This is a genomic window from Shewanella sp. POL2 (genome assembly GCF_000282755.1).
GTDB lineage: Bacteria > Pseudomonadota > Gammaproteobacteria > Enterobacterales > Shewanellaceae > Shewanella > Shewanella xiamenensis.
Genome location: NZ_AKZL01000027.1, coordinates 38,514 through 57,577, shown reverse-complemented (window position 1 = coordinate 57,577; position 19,064 = coordinate 38,514). Strand labels below are relative to the sequence as shown.

18 protein-coding genes are annotated in these 19,064 nt (G+C 44.7%); 10 read left to right on the top strand and 8 right to left on the bottom strand.

Features of this window, described 5'->3' with window-relative positions:
* Positions 1-396 precede the first annotated feature (396 nt).
* Positions 397-1,086: a 16S rRNA pseudouridine(516) synthase RsuA gene (gene rsuA, locus SHEWPOL2_RS09405; protein WP_037427857.1), complete on the top strand. Its 690-nt coding sequence runs from the start codon at positions 397-399 to the stop codon at positions 1,084-1,086.
* Between the two features lie 84 nt (positions 1,087-1,170).
* On the opposite strand, the gene SHEWPOL2_RS09400 is transcribed toward rsuA, so the two are convergent.
* Genes SHEWPOL2_RS09400 through SHEWPOL2_RS09390 form a run of 3 tightly spaced genes read right to left on the bottom strand, consistent with a single transcriptional unit; the run spans position 1,171 to position 3,235 of the window.
* Positions 1,171-2,127, bottom strand: a complete 957-nt coding sequence (locus tag SHEWPOL2_RS09400) for a DUF4097 family beta strand repeat-containing protein (RefSeq protein WP_037427855.1) — start codon at positions 2,125-2,127, stop codon at positions 1,171-1,173.
* Positions 2,124-2,702, bottom strand: a complete 579-nt coding sequence (locus SHEWPOL2_RS09395; RefSeq protein ID WP_037427854.1) for an anti-sigma factor — start codon at positions 2,700-2,702, stop codon at positions 2,124-2,126. Before SHEWPOL2_RS09395 ends, SHEWPOL2_RS09400 begins: the two co-directional genes overlap by 4 nt.
* Entirely contained in the window at positions 2,702-3,235 is a 534-nt protein-coding gene (locus SHEWPOL2_RS09390) for an RNA polymerase sigma factor (protein WP_037422238.1), read from the bottom strand. Before SHEWPOL2_RS09390 ends, SHEWPOL2_RS09395 begins: the two co-directional genes overlap by 1 nt.
* 403 nt (positions 3,236-3,638) lie before the next feature.
* Between SHEWPOL2_RS09390 and SHEWPOL2_RS09385 the strand changes: the two genes are divergently transcribed.
* Complete coding sequence (locus SHEWPOL2_RS09385; RefSeq protein WP_037427852.1) at positions 3,639-5,501, top strand: methyl-accepting chemotaxis protein; 1,863 nt, start codon at positions 3,639-3,641, stop codon at positions 5,499-5,501.
* Between the two features lie 175 nt (positions 5,502-5,676).
* On the opposite strand, the gene SHEWPOL2_RS09380 is transcribed toward SHEWPOL2_RS09385, so the two are convergent.
* From SHEWPOL2_RS09380 to lolB, 3 genes are all read right to left on the bottom strand, one after another.
* Positions 5,677-6,624, bottom strand: coding sequence for a ribose-phosphate pyrophosphokinase (locus SHEWPOL2_RS09380; RefSeq protein ID WP_037422243.1), 948 nt, complete (start codon positions 6,622-6,624; stop codon positions 5,677-5,679).
* Between the two features lie 113 nt (positions 6,625-6,737).
* On the bottom strand, positions 6,738-7,592 hold the full coding sequence (gene ispE, locus SHEWPOL2_RS09375; protein WP_037427850.1) for a 4-(cytidine 5'-diphospho)-2-C-methyl-D-erythritol kinase: 855 nt from the start codon (positions 7,590-7,592) through the stop codon (positions 6,738-6,740).
* Between the two features lies 1 nt (position 7,593).
* Positions 7,594-8,238: a lipoprotein insertase outer membrane protein LolB gene (gene lolB, locus SHEWPOL2_RS09370; protein WP_037427848.1), complete on the bottom strand. Its 645-nt coding sequence runs from the start codon at positions 8,236-8,238 to the stop codon at positions 7,594-7,596.
* A gap of 254 nt (positions 8,239-8,492) precedes the next feature.
* On the opposite strand from lolB, the gene hemA reads away from it, so the two are divergent.
* The 3 genes from hemA to prmC are packed head-to-tail and all read left to right on the top strand — an operon-like array spanning position 8,493 to position 11,712.
* Positions 8,493-9,743: a glutamyl-tRNA reductase gene (gene hemA / locus SHEWPOL2_RS09365; protein WP_037422253.1), complete on the top strand. Its 1,251-nt coding sequence runs from the start codon at positions 8,493-8,495 to the stop codon at positions 9,741-9,743.
* Positions 9,744-9,757: 14 nt separating this feature from the next.
* The gene (gene prfA, locus SHEWPOL2_RS09360) at positions 9,758-10,849 is read left to right on the top strand and encodes a peptide chain release factor 1 (RefSeq protein WP_037422256.1); all 1,092 of its coding nucleotides are present in this window, start codon (positions 9,758-9,760) and stop codon (positions 10,847-10,849) included.
* 2 nt (positions 10,850-10,851) lie between these two features.
* Positions 10,852-11,712 (top strand): peptide chain release factor N(5)-glutamine methyltransferase, encoded by an 861-nt coding sequence (gene prmC / locus SHEWPOL2_RS09355; protein WP_037427846.1) that lies wholly within the window; start codon positions 10,852-10,854, stop codon positions 11,710-11,712.
* Between the two features lie 141 nt (positions 11,713-11,853).
* Here prmC and SHEWPOL2_RS09350 read toward each other — a convergent pair whose 3' ends face one another.
* Complete coding sequence (locus SHEWPOL2_RS09350) at positions 11,854-12,267, bottom strand: GNAT family N-acetyltransferase (RefSeq protein WP_037427843.1); 414 nt, start codon at positions 12,265-12,267, stop codon at positions 11,854-11,856.
* A 117-nt stretch (positions 12,268-12,384) separates the two neighbouring features.
* On the opposite strand from SHEWPOL2_RS09350, the gene SHEWPOL2_RS09345 reads away from it, so the two are divergent.
* The 4 genes from SHEWPOL2_RS09345 (at position 12,385) to kdsA (ending at position 15,871) form a co-directional block, all read left to right on the top strand.
* Positions 12,385-12,780 (top strand): SirB2 family protein, encoded by a 396-nt coding sequence (locus SHEWPOL2_RS09345; RefSeq protein WP_037422264.1) that lies wholly within the window; start codon positions 12,385-12,387, stop codon positions 12,778-12,780.
* The gene (locus SHEWPOL2_RS09340) at positions 12,780-13,568 is read left to right on the top strand and encodes a tetratricopeptide repeat protein (RefSeq protein WP_037427842.1); all 789 of its coding nucleotides are present in this window, start codon (positions 12,780-12,782) and stop codon (positions 13,566-13,568) included. The genes SHEWPOL2_RS09345 and SHEWPOL2_RS09340 overlap by 1 nt, the downstream gene beginning before the upstream one ends.
* 142 nt (positions 13,569-13,710) lie before the next feature.
* Positions 13,711-14,958, top strand: coding sequence for a DUF819 family protein (locus SHEWPOL2_RS09335; protein WP_037427841.1), 1,248 nt, complete (start codon positions 13,711-13,713; stop codon positions 14,956-14,958).
* A gap of 64 nt (positions 14,959-15,022) precedes the next feature.
* Positions 15,023-15,871 (top strand): 3-deoxy-8-phosphooctulonate synthase, encoded by an 849-nt coding sequence (kdsA, locus tag SHEWPOL2_RS09330; protein ID WP_037422272.1) that lies wholly within the window; start codon positions 15,023-15,025, stop codon positions 15,869-15,871.
* Positions 15,872-16,028: 157 nt separating this feature from the next.
* Here kdsA and SHEWPOL2_RS09325 read toward each other — a convergent pair whose 3' ends face one another.
* Entirely contained in the window at positions 16,029-17,798 is a 1,770-nt protein-coding gene (locus tag SHEWPOL2_RS09325; RefSeq protein ID WP_037427840.1) for a flavocytochrome c, read from the bottom strand.
* A gap of 228 nt (positions 17,799-18,026) precedes the next feature.
* On the opposite strand from SHEWPOL2_RS09325, the gene SHEWPOL2_RS09320 reads away from it, so the two are divergent.
* On the top strand, positions 18,027-19,055 hold the full coding sequence (locus SHEWPOL2_RS09320) for a porin (RefSeq protein WP_037427838.1): 1,029 nt from the start codon (positions 18,027-18,029) through the stop codon (positions 19,053-19,055).
* Positions 19,056-19,064 lie beyond the last annotated feature (9 nt).

Below are 19,064 nucleotides of genomic sequence, written 5' to 3'. Positions count from 1 at the left end.
AGGCCCCGCGATAAGTGAGGCACACAGTCCCCCAATGAGTACTTTTCTCATGTCGTTTCCTTCGAGTTTGTTATTGTGCCCATATCTGGGGCTATTTGGGTTCTAAATGGGATTGCTTCAGGCGCAATGCAACGTATGTTAATGCTTTAGTGGGAATCGAAACAAGGTGATTACACTTTTAAAGATGGATTTATTATCTGGCAGTTGTAACTAAAAATTACCATAACTTAAATTGACCTAAAAAGCAGCAAACATACCGTATGCAAGCATTACCGAGTTAGTAGGTACTTATTTTATTTACGCCGACGCACTGATGTCGTTTTAGTTTAGGCTTTGTCCTTTTATTGATTGGGCTCATAATACGTCAGTTTTCATTTATTGAAGTTGAGTCATCAAGTGCGTTTAGACAAATTTATCTGTGAAAGTACCTCACTTACACGTTCCCTAGCTAAAAAAGCCTTACACCGTGGTGAGATTACCTGTGACGGCGTTGTGGTCAAAGACTCAGGCTTTAAAGTGCTTGAGGGGATGCAAGTATGCCTCGACGGCGAGCCTATTTCCCTCGTTGGTGAGCGTTATCTTATGCTCAATAAACCCGTTGATACGATTTGCTCGACCATAGATGAAGCCTATCCATCGGTACTGAGTTTGCTGGATATCGAAAAGCCTGAAACATTACACATTGCTGGCCGTTTAGATGCCGATACGACAGGCTTGGTGCTTATCACCAGTGATGGCCAGTGGTCGCACCGGATCACTTCGCCCAAAAAAGACTGTGGCAAGCGTTACTTAGTGACGTTAGCCGAGCCTGTGGATGAGAGTCTGATTGGCGTCTTTGCCGCTGGAGTGGAGCTTAGAAACGAGGACGGCCTGACAAAACCCGCGGTGCTTGAAATCATTGAGCCACAGTTGGTGCGTTTAACCATTACCGAGGGTAAGTATCATCAAGTAAAGCGGATGTTTGCCGCGGTGGGCAACCATGTGGTTGGCTTGCATCGTGAAAGTATTGGTAGAATTGAATTAGATTCCGAACTTGCCCTAGGCGAATGGCGCTATCTGACGAGCGAAGAAATCGCTTCGATTTAACACCGTTTGGCTAAAAAAATGCCGCTCCTGATGAGCGGCATTTTTATTGCTATTTTTATCGCTAATTCGTGTTTTCTGATAAGGCTATTGTTTTTTCAGGATCAGATTACCGCTAATAGTGTCCATCTTCACACTGGCGCTACCAGCACCCGTTTGGAAGCTTAAGGATTCATTCGGCACGTATTTTTGTCTTTGTGGCACATCTTGGCTCAAGCTGTTTTTGATTTTGCCGCCTGGGCCGCCATTGAGCTCGAAGCTGGCATCGGGCACATCGGCAAAGCTTAAAGTCATATCGCCACTGACACTTTCAAGATTGGCTTTATTAAAGGCTTTGGCTAGCGACACTTGGGCGTCGCCGCTAACGGTACGTACATTAACTTCTTTAGCGGTTTTAAAGTCGCCATTAATTTCGCCTGAAACCTGCTCGACGTTGACTTTGTCGGCTAAGGTTTGGCTGCTGAGATCGCCACTGACTAAGCGGTATTTTATTTCGCCTTTGCTTTCAGAATCTTTAATCTCGCCAGAAACTGTATCTAACATCACTTTACCTGTTAATCCTTTGGTGGTGATATCGCCTGAGACAGTGTGTAACGTCGGATTACCCCCTAAATTATCGGCGCTGATATTGCCACTAACGGTATTGAGTTCAAGCTCGCCTTGAGTCTGGCTGATTTGTAGATTAGCTGAAATCGTATCGGCATTGAGCTTAACGGTTTTAGGTACTTTAATGGTGAGCTTTGAGCCATTGTTGTCACTGCCGTTATAGTGGCGTGGCATTTTATCTTCGATATTCAGATTGTTACCTTTCTGCTCAAAGACAAAACCTTCGCTTAGCTCATCCAAAGTGCCGGTCACGCTGACTTCATTTTTATCCCAGCTTTGAATTTGCACGCTGCCCCGTTGGATTTTGATTTGCAGCAGAGTATCGCTGCTAATGGGTAACTGCTTATCCACACTTTCAGCGGCGAACACGCTGCCCATAAGGCCAAGGTAAAGTGTTGACACTAATAGACTGGTTTTCGTGAGGGTAAAATGGCTCATATGCTATTTCCTTGTGTTGAGTTTTGAATCGGAAGTTTTTGGCCTTGTTGTAGCAAATCGAGTTCACGTTGTTGCACCCAAAGCCAGAGTTGCCAAAGTTGTTTGTCGGTGGGATTAGCCTGTAATGCTTGATAAATCTGTTCGCCTGCACGACGTAATTCCGCTAAGCCTTGCTCTAACGGAGCGCTAAAGCGGCTCGTTTGCCAAGCGACTACCGTTGGGGTCTGTGCGAGGCTCGTCACCTGGGCTTGATGTGTCTGGGCTATTTGGCTTAGCAAAGCTTGCAGCACTTGCTCATCATCCGCAGCTTGGCTGGCGATTTGTTCTGGGAGCGAGGTTTTTACCGGAGCTTGAGTGTAGAACCCGAAGAACACCGCCAGCACTATAGTTGCGGCAATCGCCCATTGCGCACCTTGTAGTCGCGGCGCTTGGCGACTCGCTGGTTGCGACGCTAATGGCTTATCCATACGTTTTTCGATGCCTTGCCAAAGATCCCGTTCGGGCGTTAGTGTTTTGGGAGCATCATCAATCAACTGCTGGAGCTTGGCCTCGCGAGCATTATTAGATAAGGACATTACAGCATCTCCTGTAGTAATTGCTTGGCTCTGTGGTACTGGGTCTTACTGGTTCCCACGGCAATACCAAGTAATTGTGCAATTTCTTCATGTTGATAGCCTTCAATCGCGCAGAGTACAAACACGATACGCGCCCGCTCTGGCAGTTTTAGGATCAACTTGTCTAACCCTTGATAATGTTCATCGGCGCTTGAATGTTCATCGTCACTCTCCATTGGGATAAAACGTGCCCAAAACGACTTTTGCTTACGGATAAAGCTCAGTGCCTGATTCACGCAAATGCTGTGTAACCAAGTGGAGAACTGACTCTCTCCCCTAAATTGCGGCAATTTCTGCCACACCAAAATAAAGCACTCTTGGGTGATTTCTTCTGCCTGCGAGGCTTGGCCAGATAACCGCAGTGATAGGGCATATATCCTTGGATGATGGTGTAAATACAGCTGCTTAAATGCGGCTCTATTACCTTGGCTAGCCAAGGTGATGAGGTCAAATTCTGACATTGCATTGTTGAGTGGGAGTCTCCCTGCCGTCACAGCCTTTTCCTGTCATCTGAGTGAATGTTTATAGATTGGACGCTCTGAAAAGCACAAAAGGTTTGTATCTGATAAAAATAAATTTTTTATCAGTTCATTTAGCATCACTTGTTCGAGTTTTATAGTAAAATTAGTGGCAAAAATTTAGAGTTAAGTTTATGAACTTACAGGTTTTATACCAGTTGGTATTCTGAATCATAACTCTATGAAAGTAAAATCACAGATTATACTTTCATAGTTGCCACTATACTTGGCTGTCAATGTAAATCGAAAAATGGAGAAAGTTCCGAAGCGGATAAAACAATAAATGAAAGATGAACTTTTTATGTCAAGGCTATATTTACTGTAAAAGACGTGACTCCCAACTATCTTTTTAAGAGATGTTATTTATTAGGGGCTTTTTATGTTAATCCGCTCGAAATTGTTACTCAGTGCTGCCGTATCTGTAACGGCCGTGATAGCCATGTTTGGATTGCAGCTTTATACAAATTCAGTTGAGTCGGAACTCTCCCACGCGGCGCAAAACGTGCTCGAACTTGAGCGTGACGTGTTGTTACTGCGTAAAAATGAAAAGGACTTTTTTGGCCGTAAAGATATTCAATATGTTGAAAAACATAAACAAGTTCATGCCTCAATTGATGACATGATTCCTAAGCTTGAAAAAATCTTTAAAAAATACGATGTACCTATTACTTCCCTCGAAAGTTTTGACCGCAATTTAAATCAATATCAACAGGCCTTTAATGAGGTTGTTCAACTGCAACAAGAAATTGGCTTAACACCCAAAACAGGTCTCTATGGCACCTTAAGAACTGCGGTGCACAATGTGGAATCCATGCTGAAGGAATACGATCAACTTTCTTTGCAAGTTGCCATGTTGCAGCTTAGACGCAATGAAAAAGATTTTATGTTGCGCCGCGAAATGAGCTATGTCGAGACCTTCGATGCCAATATTGCTTTGTTTAATAGCAGCTTAAGGGCATCAAGTTTAGATATTGATGCGCAAAATAAAATTGTTGCATTGATCGAACAATATCAAAAAGACTTTAAAAGCCTCGTTAGTAAAGAGCAGCAACTGGGTTTAGATGAAAAACAGGGCACGATGGCACAGTTAATCGCCGCGAATAAATTAACAGAATCTAGCGCCGATGAGCTGCATAAACTTGCTCTCAAATCTATCGAAGATACAGAAAAGAGCAGCAGGAATATTGGAATCGCTGTCTTTCTGATGATTGCATTAATCCTCGGCATAATTACTTACTTAATAATCCGTAGCATTATTAATCCCGTTGCGCGCATTACACAGGTTATTTCACGCATCGAAGTGAGTAAAAACTTAACCCTAAGATGCGATGCATCAACGCAAGATGAGTTAGGCGAAATTGCACAGCATTTCAATAGCATGGTGGTTAGTTTCCAGCAGCTTATCGAGCAGGTTATTGAGTCTGTCTCTACTATTAACACCTCAAGTAAGAGTGTCTCAGAGAATGCCATGCTTGCTTCTGAAGGTGTTGCGCAGCAACTTAACGAAACCGATATGGTGGCTACCGCGATTACCGAAATGGGCGCCACCATTGATGAAATCGCTAAAACGACCGAGCTTGCGGCACTCAAAGCGGGTAAAACCCATGATAACGCTCAGTTGGGGCAAACTGAGGTAGAGCAGACGATTCTTAAAATTAGACAGTTATCTGAGCAAATTAATACGAGTGCTTCAGTAGTGGACGAGCTTGAGCGCGATAGCGAAACCATTGGCAGTGTGCTTGATGTGATCCGCGGCATTGCTGAGCAAACCAACTTACTCGCATTGAATGCTGCGATTGAAGCGGCGCGTGCTGGAGAGCAGGGGCGTGGATTTGCTGTTGTGGCTGATGAGGTGCGTAGTCTAGCGATGCGAACTCAGACATCGACACAGGAGATTGCTAATATTATTCAAACCTTGCAAAGTCGAACCCGTTCTATTGTGCAATTAATGGATGCGAGCCAAAAACAAGGTGCAGAGAGTGCTGAGCAGGCCGCAGCAGCGGGGGAATTACTAAAGCTTATCAATAATGACGTTCGAAACATTATGGATATGAGTACGCAGATTGCTGCTGCAATTGAAGAGCAAAGTATGGTGGCTGCTGAAGTGAATAAGAATGTTGTGGTTATCCGCGATATCGCGGAGCAATCTTCCCATGCCGCCGATGCTAATGCTTCGGCATCGGACGAGTTAAGAACCCGAGCCGAGTATTTGGTGAGTGCTGTGAGCCATTTTAAGATCTAAACGATTATGCTTGAGACGCACCTTGGAGGGCGTTTCTATAGCATTTTGAGGCGCGGTTTGTGGATGGATAAGGCAGAAGTCGATTCAATCCTAAAATGTAAACTAAGACCAAAGCTAAAACGCGCAAACAAAAAACGCACCTTGAGGTGCGTTTTTTTATGCAAGTGCCGTAAGATTAGTGGCTGAACATTGCAGAGATAGACTCTTCGTTGCTTACACGGCGAATGGCTTCCGCCAATACTGCCGACATCGTCAGTTGAGTCACTTTCGCCACTTTCAGCATTTCAGGGCTTAAAGGTACGGTATCTGTGACGATCACTTCATCGATCACTGAGTTGGTGATATTTTCAGCCGCTTTGCCAGAGAACACTGGGTGAGTTGCGTAAGCAAATACGCGGTTTGCACCATGTTCTTTCAGGGCTTCAGCCGCTTTACACAGAGTGCCGCCTGTGTCGATCATATCGTCAACGATAATGCAGTCACGGCCTTGAACATCGCCGATAATGTGCATCACTTGTGCAACGTTTGCCTGTGGACGACGTTTATCGATAATGGCCAAATCAGAATCATCTAACAGTTTTGCCACTGCGCGAGCACGAACCACGCCACCGATGTCAGGAGAGACAACCACGGGGTTATCTAACTTCTTCGCAACCATGTCTTCTAATAGCACTGGGCTACCAAATACGTTATCAACAGGAACGTCGAAGAAGCCTTGGATCTGCTCAGCGTGTAAATCACAGGTTAAAACGCGGTCAACACCGACGCTAGACAGGAAGTCAGCAACCACTTTTGCCGTAATAGGTACACGTGCGCTGCGGACGCGACGGTCTTGACGAGCATAACCAAAGTAAGGAATAACAGCAGTGATACGACCAGCAGATGCACGGCGTAGCGCATCAACCATCACGATCAGTTCCATGAGGTTATCGTTAGTCGGCGCGCAGGTGGATTGGATGATAAACACATCGGCACCACGTACATTTTCGTTGATTTGGACACTGATTTCACCATCGCTGAAACGACCAACCACTGCGTCTCCGAGTTTACAAAATAGACGATCGGCTATCTTCTTAGCGAGACTGGGGGTGGCATTCCCAGCAAAGAGCTTGATGTCGGGCACTGTATGAACCTCAGGCGTTTGCTTTATATTTTAGTGGCTAGAGCAACGACGATGCGGGGACGGGAGCGGACCCGTGGGCTATCGTGAAAAAAGTTGCTCTAGAAGAAAGTAGTTTATGGACGATTGAGTCGCACTATGAGCGGCGAAATATTCATCCCTTTTGCAACAAATCCTTGCATATCAGACGGTAATTTCGCCAAGGCTGCGAGAGCTTGCTGCTGCGACGAAAACTCCCCAAACACGCATGCGCCCGTTCCGGTCATTCTCGACGGCGCATATTCTAGCAGCCAGCCTAAGGCCTTGGCAACTTGAGGGTATTTAGATACGACCAGTTCTTGGCAATCATTTCTCCAAGATTGGCTCAGTAAAGTATCAATACCAAGCTTAGGCGTATTACGCGGCAGCTGCGGATCTTGGAATACCGCTGCGGTGGAAACATGGGCGTCAGGGGCAATGATTAAATACCATAATTCAGCGGGATTAACCGTCTGTAAACACTCTCCAACTCCCTCGGCAAATGCAGCGAAACCATGAATAAAAACAGGGATATCGGCACCGAGTTTTAATCCAATTGCCGCTAATTCATCATGAGACAATTGGGTATTCCATAACTGATTCAAGGCGACAAGTGTGGTGGCTGCATCCGAGGAGCCACCGCCTAAACCGCCGCCCATGGGCAGACGTTTATCGAGCCAGATTTCTGCACCGCCAGGATAACCTGTAGATTGTTGCAGTGATTTTGCGGCTCGCAGAATTAAGTTATCGCTATCCGCGACAACGTTTGACATGTTCGAGTGCAAAATCAGTTCAGGTGTGTAAGTCACTCGAAAGTCGAGTTGATCGCAACAGTCAACAAATTGAAATAGGGTTTGCAACTCATGGTAACCGTCACTGCGGCGTCCGTTGATATGCAAAAACAGATTGAGTTTGGCGGGAGCTGGCCAATTGCGTGAAATCTCTTGGGACATGCTAAGGTTTTTCTCCGAGCAGTATTGAGGGTTTACCTAAGGCTTGCCATTGATTGAGCTGAAGCTTGAGCTGTAAATCACCGCGTTCGAGCGTTAATTGGTAAGGCACCTTAGCGCCACTTTGGGATTGCCAGCTTAAAAATGTGACTAACCAAGGCGGTGGCGTTTGCACATTTTGCAGTTGCTTAGTTTGACCTGTACTATCAACGGCGATGACGCGATCTAAACTGCCAGTTTGTCCTGTGATCCACAGGGGCAAATCATTAATCGGGATAGACCAGCCGCTGACGCGTTCAAGTAAGGCTTGGGCGTTATTATCACGAAAATCTTTGCCATCAATATGTAGGTGAGCCGAGTGAGGCGTCGCCTCCAAAGTCAATACTGTAGTACCTAACATCGTCGTGAGCGTGAGCTCGTCGCGCTCCTCGCTGTGGCGCCAATAGAGATTGGCACTGAGCTTATCTTCAGGTGTGCGGATGGCGAGTTTACCCTGTAGCTCCCACGCTTTAGCTTGGGCTGCATTATCGACCGTAATAGGGCTGAGATCGGTCATAGGCGGCAGTGTTTCACAGCCGCCTAAAAATAATAGTCCGCTCAAGGCGATACAAGAGAAAATGGATTTTGTGAAGCGCTTCAAATTATTCATCTATAACTGATATACCAAAGTCCTTATGATACGAGGGCTTGGAAAGAATACCAATGCCATTTGTAAAATTTCCATTGGCAGTCACTTGGGATAACTTCAGTCGTGCTAATCGGTAATTGTCTATCATTGATAGAAAATTTAGGTAAGAAGTTAGACCTTTATTCGGTTTTGTTAAGCGTATTCTGTTTTTAGTTGGGCCAATTCAGTAGAATGCCCTTATTAAGATAGACGCCAAGAATCTAGAAAAGAGTCAGATGAGCCTTGTAGCAATCGGTATTAACCATAAAACAGCCACGGTAGACCTGCGTGAGAAAGTCGCCTTCTCTCCAGACACAATTCATGATGCCATGAAGAGTCTGGCCAGTCGTACGCGCTCCGGTGAAGCCGTTATCGTCTCGACCTGTAATCGCACTGAGTTGTATTGTAACAATGGCGATGAGGCCGATATCATTGAATGGCTTGAAGAATTTCATGGCCTAGAGCATAAAGATGTCGCGCCCTGCCTCTACAATTATCACGGACAAGAGGCGGTGAGGCATTTGATGCGCGTTGCTTCGGGTCTTGACTCGTTGATCCTGGGTGAGCCGCAGATTCTTGGTCAAGTTAAACAAGCCTTTGTCAAAGCCAAAGAAGCCGGCACTGTCGCCTTAACTATTGACCGCTTGTTCCAAAATACTTTCTCTGTTGCTAAAAAAGTGCGTACCGAAACCGAAATCGGTGCCGCTGCTGTATCGGTCGCTTTTGCGGCCGTGAGCATGGCAAAACATATCTTCTCTTCGTTGTCGACCACTAAGGTATTGTTAATCGGTGCTGGTGAAACGATAGAGCTAGTAGCTAAGCATCTTAAAGATAACGGTGTTGCCTCAATGGTGGTGGCAAACCGTACTTTAGAGCGCGCTCAAAGCATGTGTGAAGAGTTCAATGCCACGGCAATTACGCTGGCACAGATACCAGATTTTCTCCCTAAAGCCGATATCGTGATATCCTCTACCGCCAGCCCGCTACCAATCCTTGGTAAAGGCATGGTAGAAAAAGCGCTAAAGCAGCGTCGCCATCAACCTATGTTATTGGTTGATATAGCAGTTCCCCGGGATATTGAGCCGGAAGTCGCCGATTTGGACGATGCGTTTCTGTATACAGTGGACGACCTGCATAGCATTATTGAACAGAATAAGGCTTCCCGTAAGGAGGCCGCCGAGCAAGCTGAATTAATTACTGAAGAACAATCTCACCTCTTTATGGAGTGGGTGCGTTCTTTAGAGTCGGTCGATAGTATTCGCGAGTATCGCAGCCAGAGCATGGCGATAAAGGATGAGTTAGTGGAACGCGCCCTGAATAAATTAGCGCAGGGGGGCGACACTGAGCAGGTATTGATTGAACTAGCCAATCGCCTGACCAATAGACTCATTCACGCACCCACCCAAGCCCTCACGGTGGCGAGCCGTCAGGGGGATTTGAATACATTAGGTCAGTTAAGAACAGCGCTCGGATTAGATAAAAACTAAGGTTAGCGAGTTAAATGAAGGAATCCGTTATCCGCAAGCTGGAAGGCTTGCTCGAGCGCAACGAAGAAGTCTTAGCTTTGCTTGGTGATGCGTCTGTCATTGCCGATCAGGATCGTTTTCGTGCGTTATCCAAAGAATATTCTCAGTTAGAAGAAGTGGTTGCAGGCTTTAAAGCCTACCAGCAGGCACAGGCGGATCTCGAGTCTGCTAAGGAAATGCTGGAAGAAGATGACGCTGAAATGCGTGAAATGGCGCAGGAAGAAATCAAGGCTGCTAAAGCTGAACTTGAACGTCTCGAAGCCGAACTGCAAATTCTGTTACTACCAAAAGATCCTAACGACGACACTAACGCCTTTATCGAAATTCGTGCCGGTGCGGGTGGCGACGAAGCGGCGATCTTCGCGGGCGACTTATTCCGTATGTATAGCCGTTATGCTGAAGCCAACCGTTGGCAGCTCGAGATCATGAGCTCGAACGAAGGCGAGCATGGCGGTTTTAAAGAAATCATCGTTAAAGTCAGTGGTGAAGGCGCCTACGGTAAACTCAAATTTGAATCCGGTGGTCACCGCGTTCAACGTGTACCTGAAACCGAGTCCCAAGGCCGAGTTCACACTTCCGCAGTAACTGTGGTAGTGATGCATGAAGTGCCTGAAGCTGAGGCGATTTCCATTAATCCTGCCGATCTTAAGGTCGATACTTTCCGCTCATCGGGCGCAGGTGGTCAGCACGTTAACAAAACCGATTCTGCCATTCGTATTACCCATATTCCAACCGGGATTGTGGTGGAATGTCAGGATCAACGCTCGCAACATAAAAATCGCGCACAAGCGATGAGCGTGTTAGCGGCGCGTATCCAAGCCGTAGAAGATGAAAAACGCCGCAGCGCTGAAGAGTCAACTCGTCGTAGTCTGGTCGCCAGTGGTGACCGCTCTGAGCGGATTCGTACCTATAACTTCCCGCAGGGCCGCGTGAGTGAACATCGTATTAACTTAACCCTATATCGCTTAAACGAAGTGATGGAGGGTGACTTGGATGCGATTTTAGGACCACTGATGCAAGAACATCAGGCAGATTTATTAGCCGCACTCGCTGATGAGCAGGGGTAATTTTGGCTGATCAATCCTGTATCGCCGAGGCCCTGCAATGGGCCTATGTACAGCTAGCTTCAACCTCTGAATCCGCCCATTTGGATGCAGAGGTTTTATTATTGTATTGCCTCAATAAGAATCGTGCTTATCTGTACACTTGGCCTGAAAAAGCCTTGAGCGTAGAACAGTGGAAACGCTTCCAGCAAATGGTGCAACGGCGTCAGCAAGGCGTACCTGTGGCTCACATTGTTGGCGAGCGTGAGTTTTGGTCACTGCCCTTTATTGTGAATGACACGACCTTGATCCCTCGTCCTGATACTGAGATCCTCGTCGAATCCGCCCTCAACCTACCCCTTGAAAGTCATGCAAAAGTGCTCGATCTGGGAACGGGAACCGGCGCGATTGCACTGGCTTTGGCTTCTGAACGCGCCGAGTGGCAAATTACCGCGGTGGATAAAGTGGAAGATGCGGTCGCGCTGGCAAAGGCGAATCGCACTAATCTGAAACTTGAACAGGTTGAGATACTGCAGAGCGATTGGTTTAGCGCTATTACTTCCCGTGACTTTGATTTAATTGTTTCTAATCCACCCTATATCGATGAGGCTGACGAGCATTTACATCAAGGTGATGTGCGTTTTGAGCCACAAAGTGCGCTTACTGCCGCCGATGAAGGGTTTGCTGATCTTTACTACATTGCAAAAACTGCTCGAGATTATTTAAAGCCCAATGGTTATATATTGCTTGAGCATGGTTTTGAACAAGCAGTAAAACTCAGGGCAAAACTCACAGAGCTAGGTTACCAAAATGTCGCTACCGTGCGGGATTTTGGTAGCAACGATAGATGCACTATGGGTAAGTGGATGGGATTGATTGGAATTTAATATTTGCTCCAATCTAGCTGAGTGCCAAAAAACGCCATTGATTACCCGTCAATGGCGTTGTTGTCTATGTATCTGTTGAGATTATTAGTCTTTATAAGCTCATGACAAGACGTCTTAAAATCACATTTTATCTTTAAGAAGCTACAGCACCTTAACCATAAAGAATTTACTGCCGGTTTCGGGATAGGCTTGCTGTACCCACTGCACACGATATCCGTGGCGCTCATAGAAAGGTTTTGCTTGAAAATCTAAGGTATCGAGCAGAACAAATTGGCAGCCGCGTTGTTTGGCTTTGCTTTCAGCCTCGAGTAATAAGCGTGAGCCGATGTTTTGCTGGCGAAATGCTTCATCCACCCACAGATAGTCGATTAAGAACCAATTGCCGAAGGTCTTGCCGCTTAAGCCCGCAAGTAAGGTGCCTTGCTCATCCTGCAACTTTAAGCCTAGGTTTTGGCGTTGCAGCGTTTGCCAGTGCTGCTGATTAAATTCGACGATTTTTTGCTTTACCGTGTCGGCAAACTCAGTGGACTCATCGTCAATTATCATTAAATTCATCATGGTTTCCTGCAAAGTGCGCGACGGGGCCCGTCTGTGAATCTCGAGTGTTAGGCATTGGTCTGGCGTTATGATTAGGGTAAACTAGCGCCTTTGTCACTGGCCATAAGTATCACAATGGAAACTTTTTACAGTCTTTATCCTGCTGTTAAGCACCTGCACTTAACCTTAATTGCCGTGAGTGTGCTGTTTTTTGTCGTTCGTTTTGTGTTGCATTTACGTCAGTCAGCACTGATGGGCAAGAAGGTCTTTAAAGTCGCTCCCCATGTGATTGACACTTTCTTGCTACTTTCTGGTTTAACTTTGTGCTTTATGATCAAGCAATATCCCTTTGTGGATCCTTGGTTGACCGAAAAGATTGGCGCTGTCGTTGCTTATATTGCCTTGGGTGTAATTGCAATAAAAGCCAACAGAAACAAACTTTTCAAAGTATTCGCCTTTCTCGGCGCTATAGGTTGGTTGGTCTACGCGGCTAAATTGGCGCATTTTAAACAAGCGGTATTATTGGGTTAATGGGTAAATACACTCTGCAAGATGGCATTTCTTTGCCCGAGTCGGCATTGGATGTAGGTGCTCACCTTGGCTTTTCAAACCTCGAAGCGGCGAAATGGGCTTGGTTTGAATTGGCTGGAGCCGTATTAAGTCATTATCTGGTAGATCAACAGCAACGCTTAAAGGCTTTGTTTCGTTGGTTTTATCAGGATTTAGGGTTCTGTGTTCGCGACAACTACTTCAGCACCGAAGCGGCGGACTTGGGCACTTGTCTTATCACTAAACAGGGTAATAGCACCACGCTGGCAACGGTATTGATGCTACTGGCCAAGCAGCTCGATTTAGAGCTCGAGGCCCTGCTATTACCGGGTAATACCGTGCTTCGCAGTAACGTTGGTGGCGTTGTTCGTTATCACGATCCGCTGACGGGCAAAGAGCTGACGAAACACCAGCTGCATGTGTTAGTGCGCGGTGAGTTGGGTAATGCGGCTGAACTTAAGCCAAGTTACTTAAAGGCGGCGTCGGTAAAGAAGCTGATTTCGCGTATGCTGCATGAGCTTAAGGCGGGGTGTATCGTGTCGCATCAATTTGAGGCGGCGATGGAATGTTGCAACTTGCTGCTACAGTGGCATCCAGATGATGTGCACTTAAATCGGGAGCGCGCCTTTATTGCCCAGCAGCTGGGGTGTATCAATGTCGCGGCGGCCGATCTGCAACACTTTGTTGATAACAGCCCGCATGATCCTGTTATCGAAATCGTCAAAATGCAGCTCAAAGAGCTCAGTGAACACGCTGAAATCTATCACTAAATCTTAAAGGAGAGTCTTATAGGCTCTCCTTGTTCCTTAAAAAACAATAATAACTGGGTGAATGGGAAGTTTGCCCACTAACTGCAAACGGCAGTTTTTAGCATAAATACAATAACAACTGTACCAAACAGGGAGAATACACATGGTAAGCACGGCATTAGTCACCAATGACGCGGTGGCGCTGGGAATATTGGCAACCATTCTGGGATTTGTGTTTTATACCAGCAGTAGTAGTCATCCATTTTGGCAAAAGTTTTACCGTTTTATTCCTGCGTTATTACTCTGCTACTTCTTGCCATCGTTGTTAAACACCTTTGGGGTGATCGATGGTCACACATCGCAGCTTTACTATGTGGCCTCGCGCTACCTATTGCCCGCCTGTTTGGTGTTATTGATTTTAAGTGTGGATTTAAAAGCCATCTTAGGACTTGGGCCTAAGGCGGTGATCATGTTTTTAACTGGGACGGTCGGTATTGTGATTGGCGGGCCGATTGCGTTGCTCGTGGTGTCCTTTATCGAGCCCTCATTAATTGGTGTTGATAGCCCTGATGCGGTGTGGCGTGGCATGACGACCCTCGCTGGGAGCTGGATTGGCGGCGGTGCGAACCAAGCCGCGATGAAAGAAATATATGAAGTGGGCGGCAATATCTTCTCAGTAATGGTGACAGTTGATGTGATTGTGGCCAATATCTGGATGGCGGTATTGTTGTTTATGGCGTCAAAGGCCAAGGAAATCGATGCCAAGACGGGTGCTGATACCACAGCAATTGAGACTTTAAAGAACAAGGTTGAGCAGTATCACGCTGAAAATGCGCGTATTCCAAGCCTGCGTGATTTGATGCTGATTGTGGCCGTTGGTTTTGGCATCACGGGCGTGGCCCATATTGCCGCCGATTTCCTCGGCCCTTATTTTGAGGCCAACTACCCTTGGACTGAGGATTACAGCTTAACCTCTAAGTTCTTCTGGTTAGTGGTGATTGTGACCACCATTGGTCTGGCCATGTCCTTTAGCCCTATGCGCCATTTAGAGGCGGCGGGGGCTTCTAAGGTGGCGTCGGCGTTCTTGTATATTTTGGTGGCGACCATTGGTTTACATATGGATGTAAGCAAGGTCCTTGATACACCATTATATTTTTTAGTGGGTATTATTTGGATGATTGTACACGCTAGCTTTATGTTATTGATTGCTAAGCTAATTAAAGCGCCATTATTTTATATGGCGGTAGGTAGTCAGGCTAACGTGGGCGGCGCGGCATCAGCGCCCGTTGTGGCTGCTGCGTTTCACCCTGCATTAGCTCCCGTCGGGGTGCTGTTGGCCGTATTTGGTTATGTGTTAGGAACGTATATGGCTTGGATTTGTGGCCAAATTTTACAGCTAGTTGCGGTATAGTCGCTCTAGTGCCAATATTCAGTTTTCCGCTGGACAGAGTCTAGTATTTGAGAGAGATGTTGCGATGAGTAATAAAATCATAAAGTTAGGTTCAATCGAAATTGCAAACGATAAACCTTTTGTGCTATTCGGTGGCATGAATGTGCTTGAGTCTCGCGATCTCGCGATGTCGATTGCTGAAACCTATGCCGAAGTGACTCAAAAACTAGGGATCCCCTATGTTTTCAAGGCATCGTTCGATAAGGCTAATCGCTCTTCTGTCAACTCTTACCGTGGTCCAGGCATGGAAGAAGGCTTAAAGATTTTTGAAGAAATCAAAAAGACCTTCAATCTGCCACTCATTACCGATGTGCATGAGCCTTACCAATGTGCGCCTGTAGCTGAAGTGGTTGATATTATTCAATTACCAGCTTTCTTAGCGCGCCAAACAGACCTTGTTGTCGCGATGGCGAAAACGGGCGCTATCATCAACGTGAAAAAGCCGCAGTTTTTAGCTCCCCACGAAATGCGCCATATCATCACTAAGTTTAATGAAGCGGGTAATGATGAAATTATCCTGTGTGAACGTGGTTCATGCTTCGGTTACAACAACCTAGTAGTAGATATGCTGGGTATGGACGAGATGAAGCAATCGGGTTATCCGGTGATTTTCGACGCCACCCACGCATTGCAACGCCCAGGTGGCCGTGCTGATTCAGCGGGAGGCCGTCGTGCTCAGGCGACTGAATTAGCCCGTAGTGGCATGGCATTAGGCTTAGCAGGTCTGTTTATCGAAGCTCACCCAGATCCAGATAACGCTAAGTGTGATGGTCCATGTGCGTTACCTTTGCACCAGTTAGAAAATTATCTGAAGCAGATGAAAGCGATGGATGATTTAGTCAAATCCTTCGAGCCAATTGATACCAGCAAGTAAAAAAAGAGAGGTTAAATTAACCTCTCAAAAATAGCTGGGGAGCTTTTGAAGTCAGGCAATAAATTGATTGCCAATAATCATGATGAATAAAGCTTGCGATGAGATGTGACGAGAGGCGATTCCCACGCCTCTCTGAACTAGTACATCTGAGCTTGAGTTACTTAGTTTCTAACGCATGTTTTGCCGCATTAGTGCCTGCAATTTTTCCAAAAATCACAGTGTCTGCAACGGCATTGCCACCTAAGCGATTATACCCATGTACACCACCTGTGACTTCGCCAGCAGCAAACAAGCCGACTAATGGTTTACTTTGAATATCGAGCACTTCAGCTTTGGTATCAATGGCGACACCACCCATAGTATGGTGGATACCAGGAGCCACTTTTACGGCATAAAAAGGCGCCTTTTCTAGTGGCAATGGCATTTGTTCGCGAGCAAACTCTTCATCTTTACCTTGTTTAAAATAACGATTGTAGTTTGAAACCGTTTTTTCTAATGAGCTTTCTTTCATGCCTGTAATTTTAGCAAGTTCAGAAACTGTATTTGCTTTTTCAAGCATATCTAAATGGTCATATCCCTGAACCATTTTAGCTTTTTTATAAAGCTCATTATCAAAGACTAACCAAGCATATTGTTCAGGCTGTTTAAGAATGGCATCGGATGCTTTATCGCGAGTCGTTAATTCACTGACAAAACGATTACCATCTTTATTAACCATAATTGCACCTACCCCTCGAACAGTTTCGGAGATTAAAATGCGGCTATCTTTTCCCACAGTTGGATGAGCTTGTACCCAATCAATATCGGTCATACTCGCTCCGATTGCTTTGGCAAGCTCAATACCATCACCAGTAGAAGTAATGTTATTAGAACTAGTCATCCCTTTAAACGTTGGACGATAAAATGCGACCATTTCCTTATTAAAACCATATCCACCGGTTGCTAGAACAACTGATTTAGCAGCAATCATATAGTGGCCAGAATGTTTTCCATGGACGACTACGCCGACAATTTTTTGGTCTTTATCAATCACAAGTTTGACAACTTTAGAATTAAGCCGAGTATCGACCCCTTCTTTTACTGAAGCTTTTCTCAATACATCAATGATATGTGGACCAACGCTTAAACCTCCTGTGGGTCTATGGGTGCGGTCAACTCTTGCGCCACCTGAGCGTTTTAAGTCATCCATGTTTGCACCTAAAGATTCTAACCATTTAATACCATCAGCAGATTGCTCAGCTAATATTTGCACTAACTTTGGATCATTGGCATAGCGACCACCTTTCATTGTGTCTTCAACAAACCATTCAATTTTATCATCCACTTTATGTTCTTTTTGCTGAGCAGTTCCTACTGCATTGTAACCGCCAGCTGCAAGCATAGAGTTACCACCACTAAATGGGCCTTTTTCGAGTAATACTACTTGCGCTCCTGCTTTTTTCGCTGCGATAGCAGCATTAAACCCTGCGCTTCCCGCTCCGACAACAATGACATCCGTCGTTTCTTTTGGACCAGCTGCAATCGCCTTGCTGATTGCATCATTGTCCCAACCTTTATCCCATGGTTCTTTAGATTGTGCACTATTAAAAGGCATCTCAAGCCCTTTAAATGAGTGGCACTCATTACAGTATAATTTGGGTTTTTCATGACCTTTATGGCAGCTTGTACAGTTAATATCACCTAAATGTGATGCGTGAGGATCTAGCTTTAGTTTAGGATTAGCCAAAGCACTGTATTCACCATGACATGATTTACATTGCTGATTTTCATAAGTTTCACTGTCAGATACTTTGCCAGGTTGAGTGTGGCAGCTCTTGCATCCTCCCATTTCTTTATGAAAAGAGGCCAGATCATTTTTGTCATTTGCAGCCCAAGATGCTGTAGAAAAGATGGAGCACAAGACAAAACTTAAAAGTGTTAACTTCATATAATTCTCCAATTATAGTTTTATTGAGGTAATCATCACTTATGATATTTTTTTATTAATTGCTAAATGGTGATGTTGCGCAATAAATTATTGTGGTTAAATAAAATTGAAATTGTTTTAAATAATTTTTAATTAATCATTTTTATATTAGAGGTGTGATTAAGGTTCAAACGGAATCTTTAACATAGAATTAGCATAATTACGTTTTTATGTTAAAGGATGAAATTTATGAAATATACCAATTGTTTTGTGCCTGTTGCTTTATTACTTTGTTCTAATCAAGCTTTATCTGAGCCCTTAGATTTTTATGGGAGATTGTGGCTTGGTGTATCAAACTCTAGTCATGGTATTTCTGGTAATGAAAAGGTTAATGGTTTTTCACTTGAGAATTTTGCCTCATACGTTGGAATTAAAGGTGATTATGATGTGCATGAAGATTTTAGTTTGATATATAAGTTCGAAGCCGGAGTTGAAAGTTTTGATAATGATGATACAAATATTTTTAAACCGCGTAACTCATATTTAGGCTTTAAGGTTAAATATGGTAGTGTCGTTTTTGGGCGAAATGATACTGTATTCAAAACTTCAGAAGGTAAAGTCGATCTATTCAATATTACATCAAGTGATATGAATATGATTATTGCAGGTAATGACCGGTTAGGTGATTTAGTCACGATCAATACTGCAAAAGTTGCAGGCATGTCTCTTGGCATTACATATGCTTTCGATGATGATTTTAATCAAAAAAATCCAATGCTTGCTGACAATCAAAACAATTATGCTGTTAGTATAGTATATGGTGATCCTTCATTTAAAAAAGGAAATAGTTATCTTTCTCTCGCCTATGCTGATGGACTAAATTTGTTAGAGGCAACAAGAGTTGTTGCTGGTGTTGCTATTTCATCTATAAAAGTGGGGGCGATATATCAGTATTCTAAATCCAGTATCTATGAAAATGTTAAAGGCAATTCATATTTATTAAGTATGAGTATTCCTGTTAATAAATATGATTTCAAGTTTCAGTACCTTAAAGATGATGCTGGTCTGGGTAAAGTTACCAAAAATGCTGGTGCAGATCTTAAAACATTAAATAATAGTGATGCGAGTCAATATTCAATTGGTGTCGATTATAATCTGATGAAGGAATTAACATTTGGTGCAGCAGTAAGCTACTTTGAAGGCGAGTACTCAGATTCAAAAGGTAATAATGAATTTGACGATACTTTGATTTCGTTTTCAACAAGATACCTTTTTTAGAACATATCA

Excerpts from the sequence above, each read along its gene's own strand:
- SHEWPOL2_RS09400 (WP_037427855.1), bottom strand. The coding sequence starts at position 2,127 with ATGAGCCATTTTACCCTCACGAAAACCAGTCTATTAGTGTCAACACTT.
- SHEWPOL2_RS09395 (WP_037427854.1), bottom strand. The coding sequence starts at position 2,702 with ATGTCCTTATCTAATAATGCTCGCGAGGCCAAGCTCCAGCAGTTGATT.
- SHEWPOL2_RS09385 (WP_037427852.1), top strand. The coding sequence starts at position 3,639 with ATGTTAATCCGCTCGAAATTGTTACTCAGTGCTGCCGTATCTGTAACG.
- ispE (WP_037427850.1), bottom strand. The coding sequence starts at position 7,592 with ATGTCCCAAGAGATTTCACGCAATTGGCCAGCTCCCGCCAAACTCAAT.
- lolB (WP_037427848.1), bottom strand. The coding sequence starts at position 8,238 with ATGAATAATTTGAAGCGCTTCACAAAATCCATTTTCTCTTGTATCGCC.
- hemA (WP_037422253.1), top strand. The coding sequence starts at position 8,493 with ATGAGCCTTGTAGCAATCGGTATTAACCATAAAACAGCCACGGTAGAC.
- prfA (WP_037422256.1), top strand. The coding sequence starts at position 9,758 with ATGAAGGAATCCGTTATCCGCAAGCTGGAAGGCTTGCTCGAGCGCAAC.
- SHEWPOL2_RS09350 (WP_037427843.1), bottom strand. The coding sequence starts at position 12,267 with ATGAATTTAATGATAATTGACGATGAGTCCACTGAGTTTGCCGACACG.
- SHEWPOL2_RS09345 (WP_037422264.1), top strand. The coding sequence starts at position 12,385 with ATGGAAACTTTTTACAGTCTTTATCCTGCTGTTAAGCACCTGCACTTA.
- SHEWPOL2_RS09340 (WP_037427842.1), top strand. The coding sequence starts at position 12,780 with ATGGGTAAATACACTCTGCAAGATGGCATTTCTTTGCCCGAGTCGGCA.
- SHEWPOL2_RS09335 (WP_037427841.1), top strand. The coding sequence starts at position 13,711 with ATGGTAAGCACGGCATTAGTCACCAATGACGCGGTGGCGCTGGGAATA.
- kdsA (WP_037422272.1), top strand. The coding sequence starts at position 15,023 with ATGAGTAATAAAATCATAAAGTTAGGTTCAATCGAAATTGCAAACGAT.
- SHEWPOL2_RS09325 (WP_037427840.1), bottom strand. The coding sequence starts at position 17,798 with ATGAAGTTAACACTTTTAAGTTTTGTCTTGTGCTCCATCTTTTCTACA.
- SHEWPOL2_RS09320 (WP_037427838.1), top strand. The coding sequence starts at position 18,027 with ATGAAATATACCAATTGTTTTGTGCCTGTTGCTTTATTACTTTGTTCT.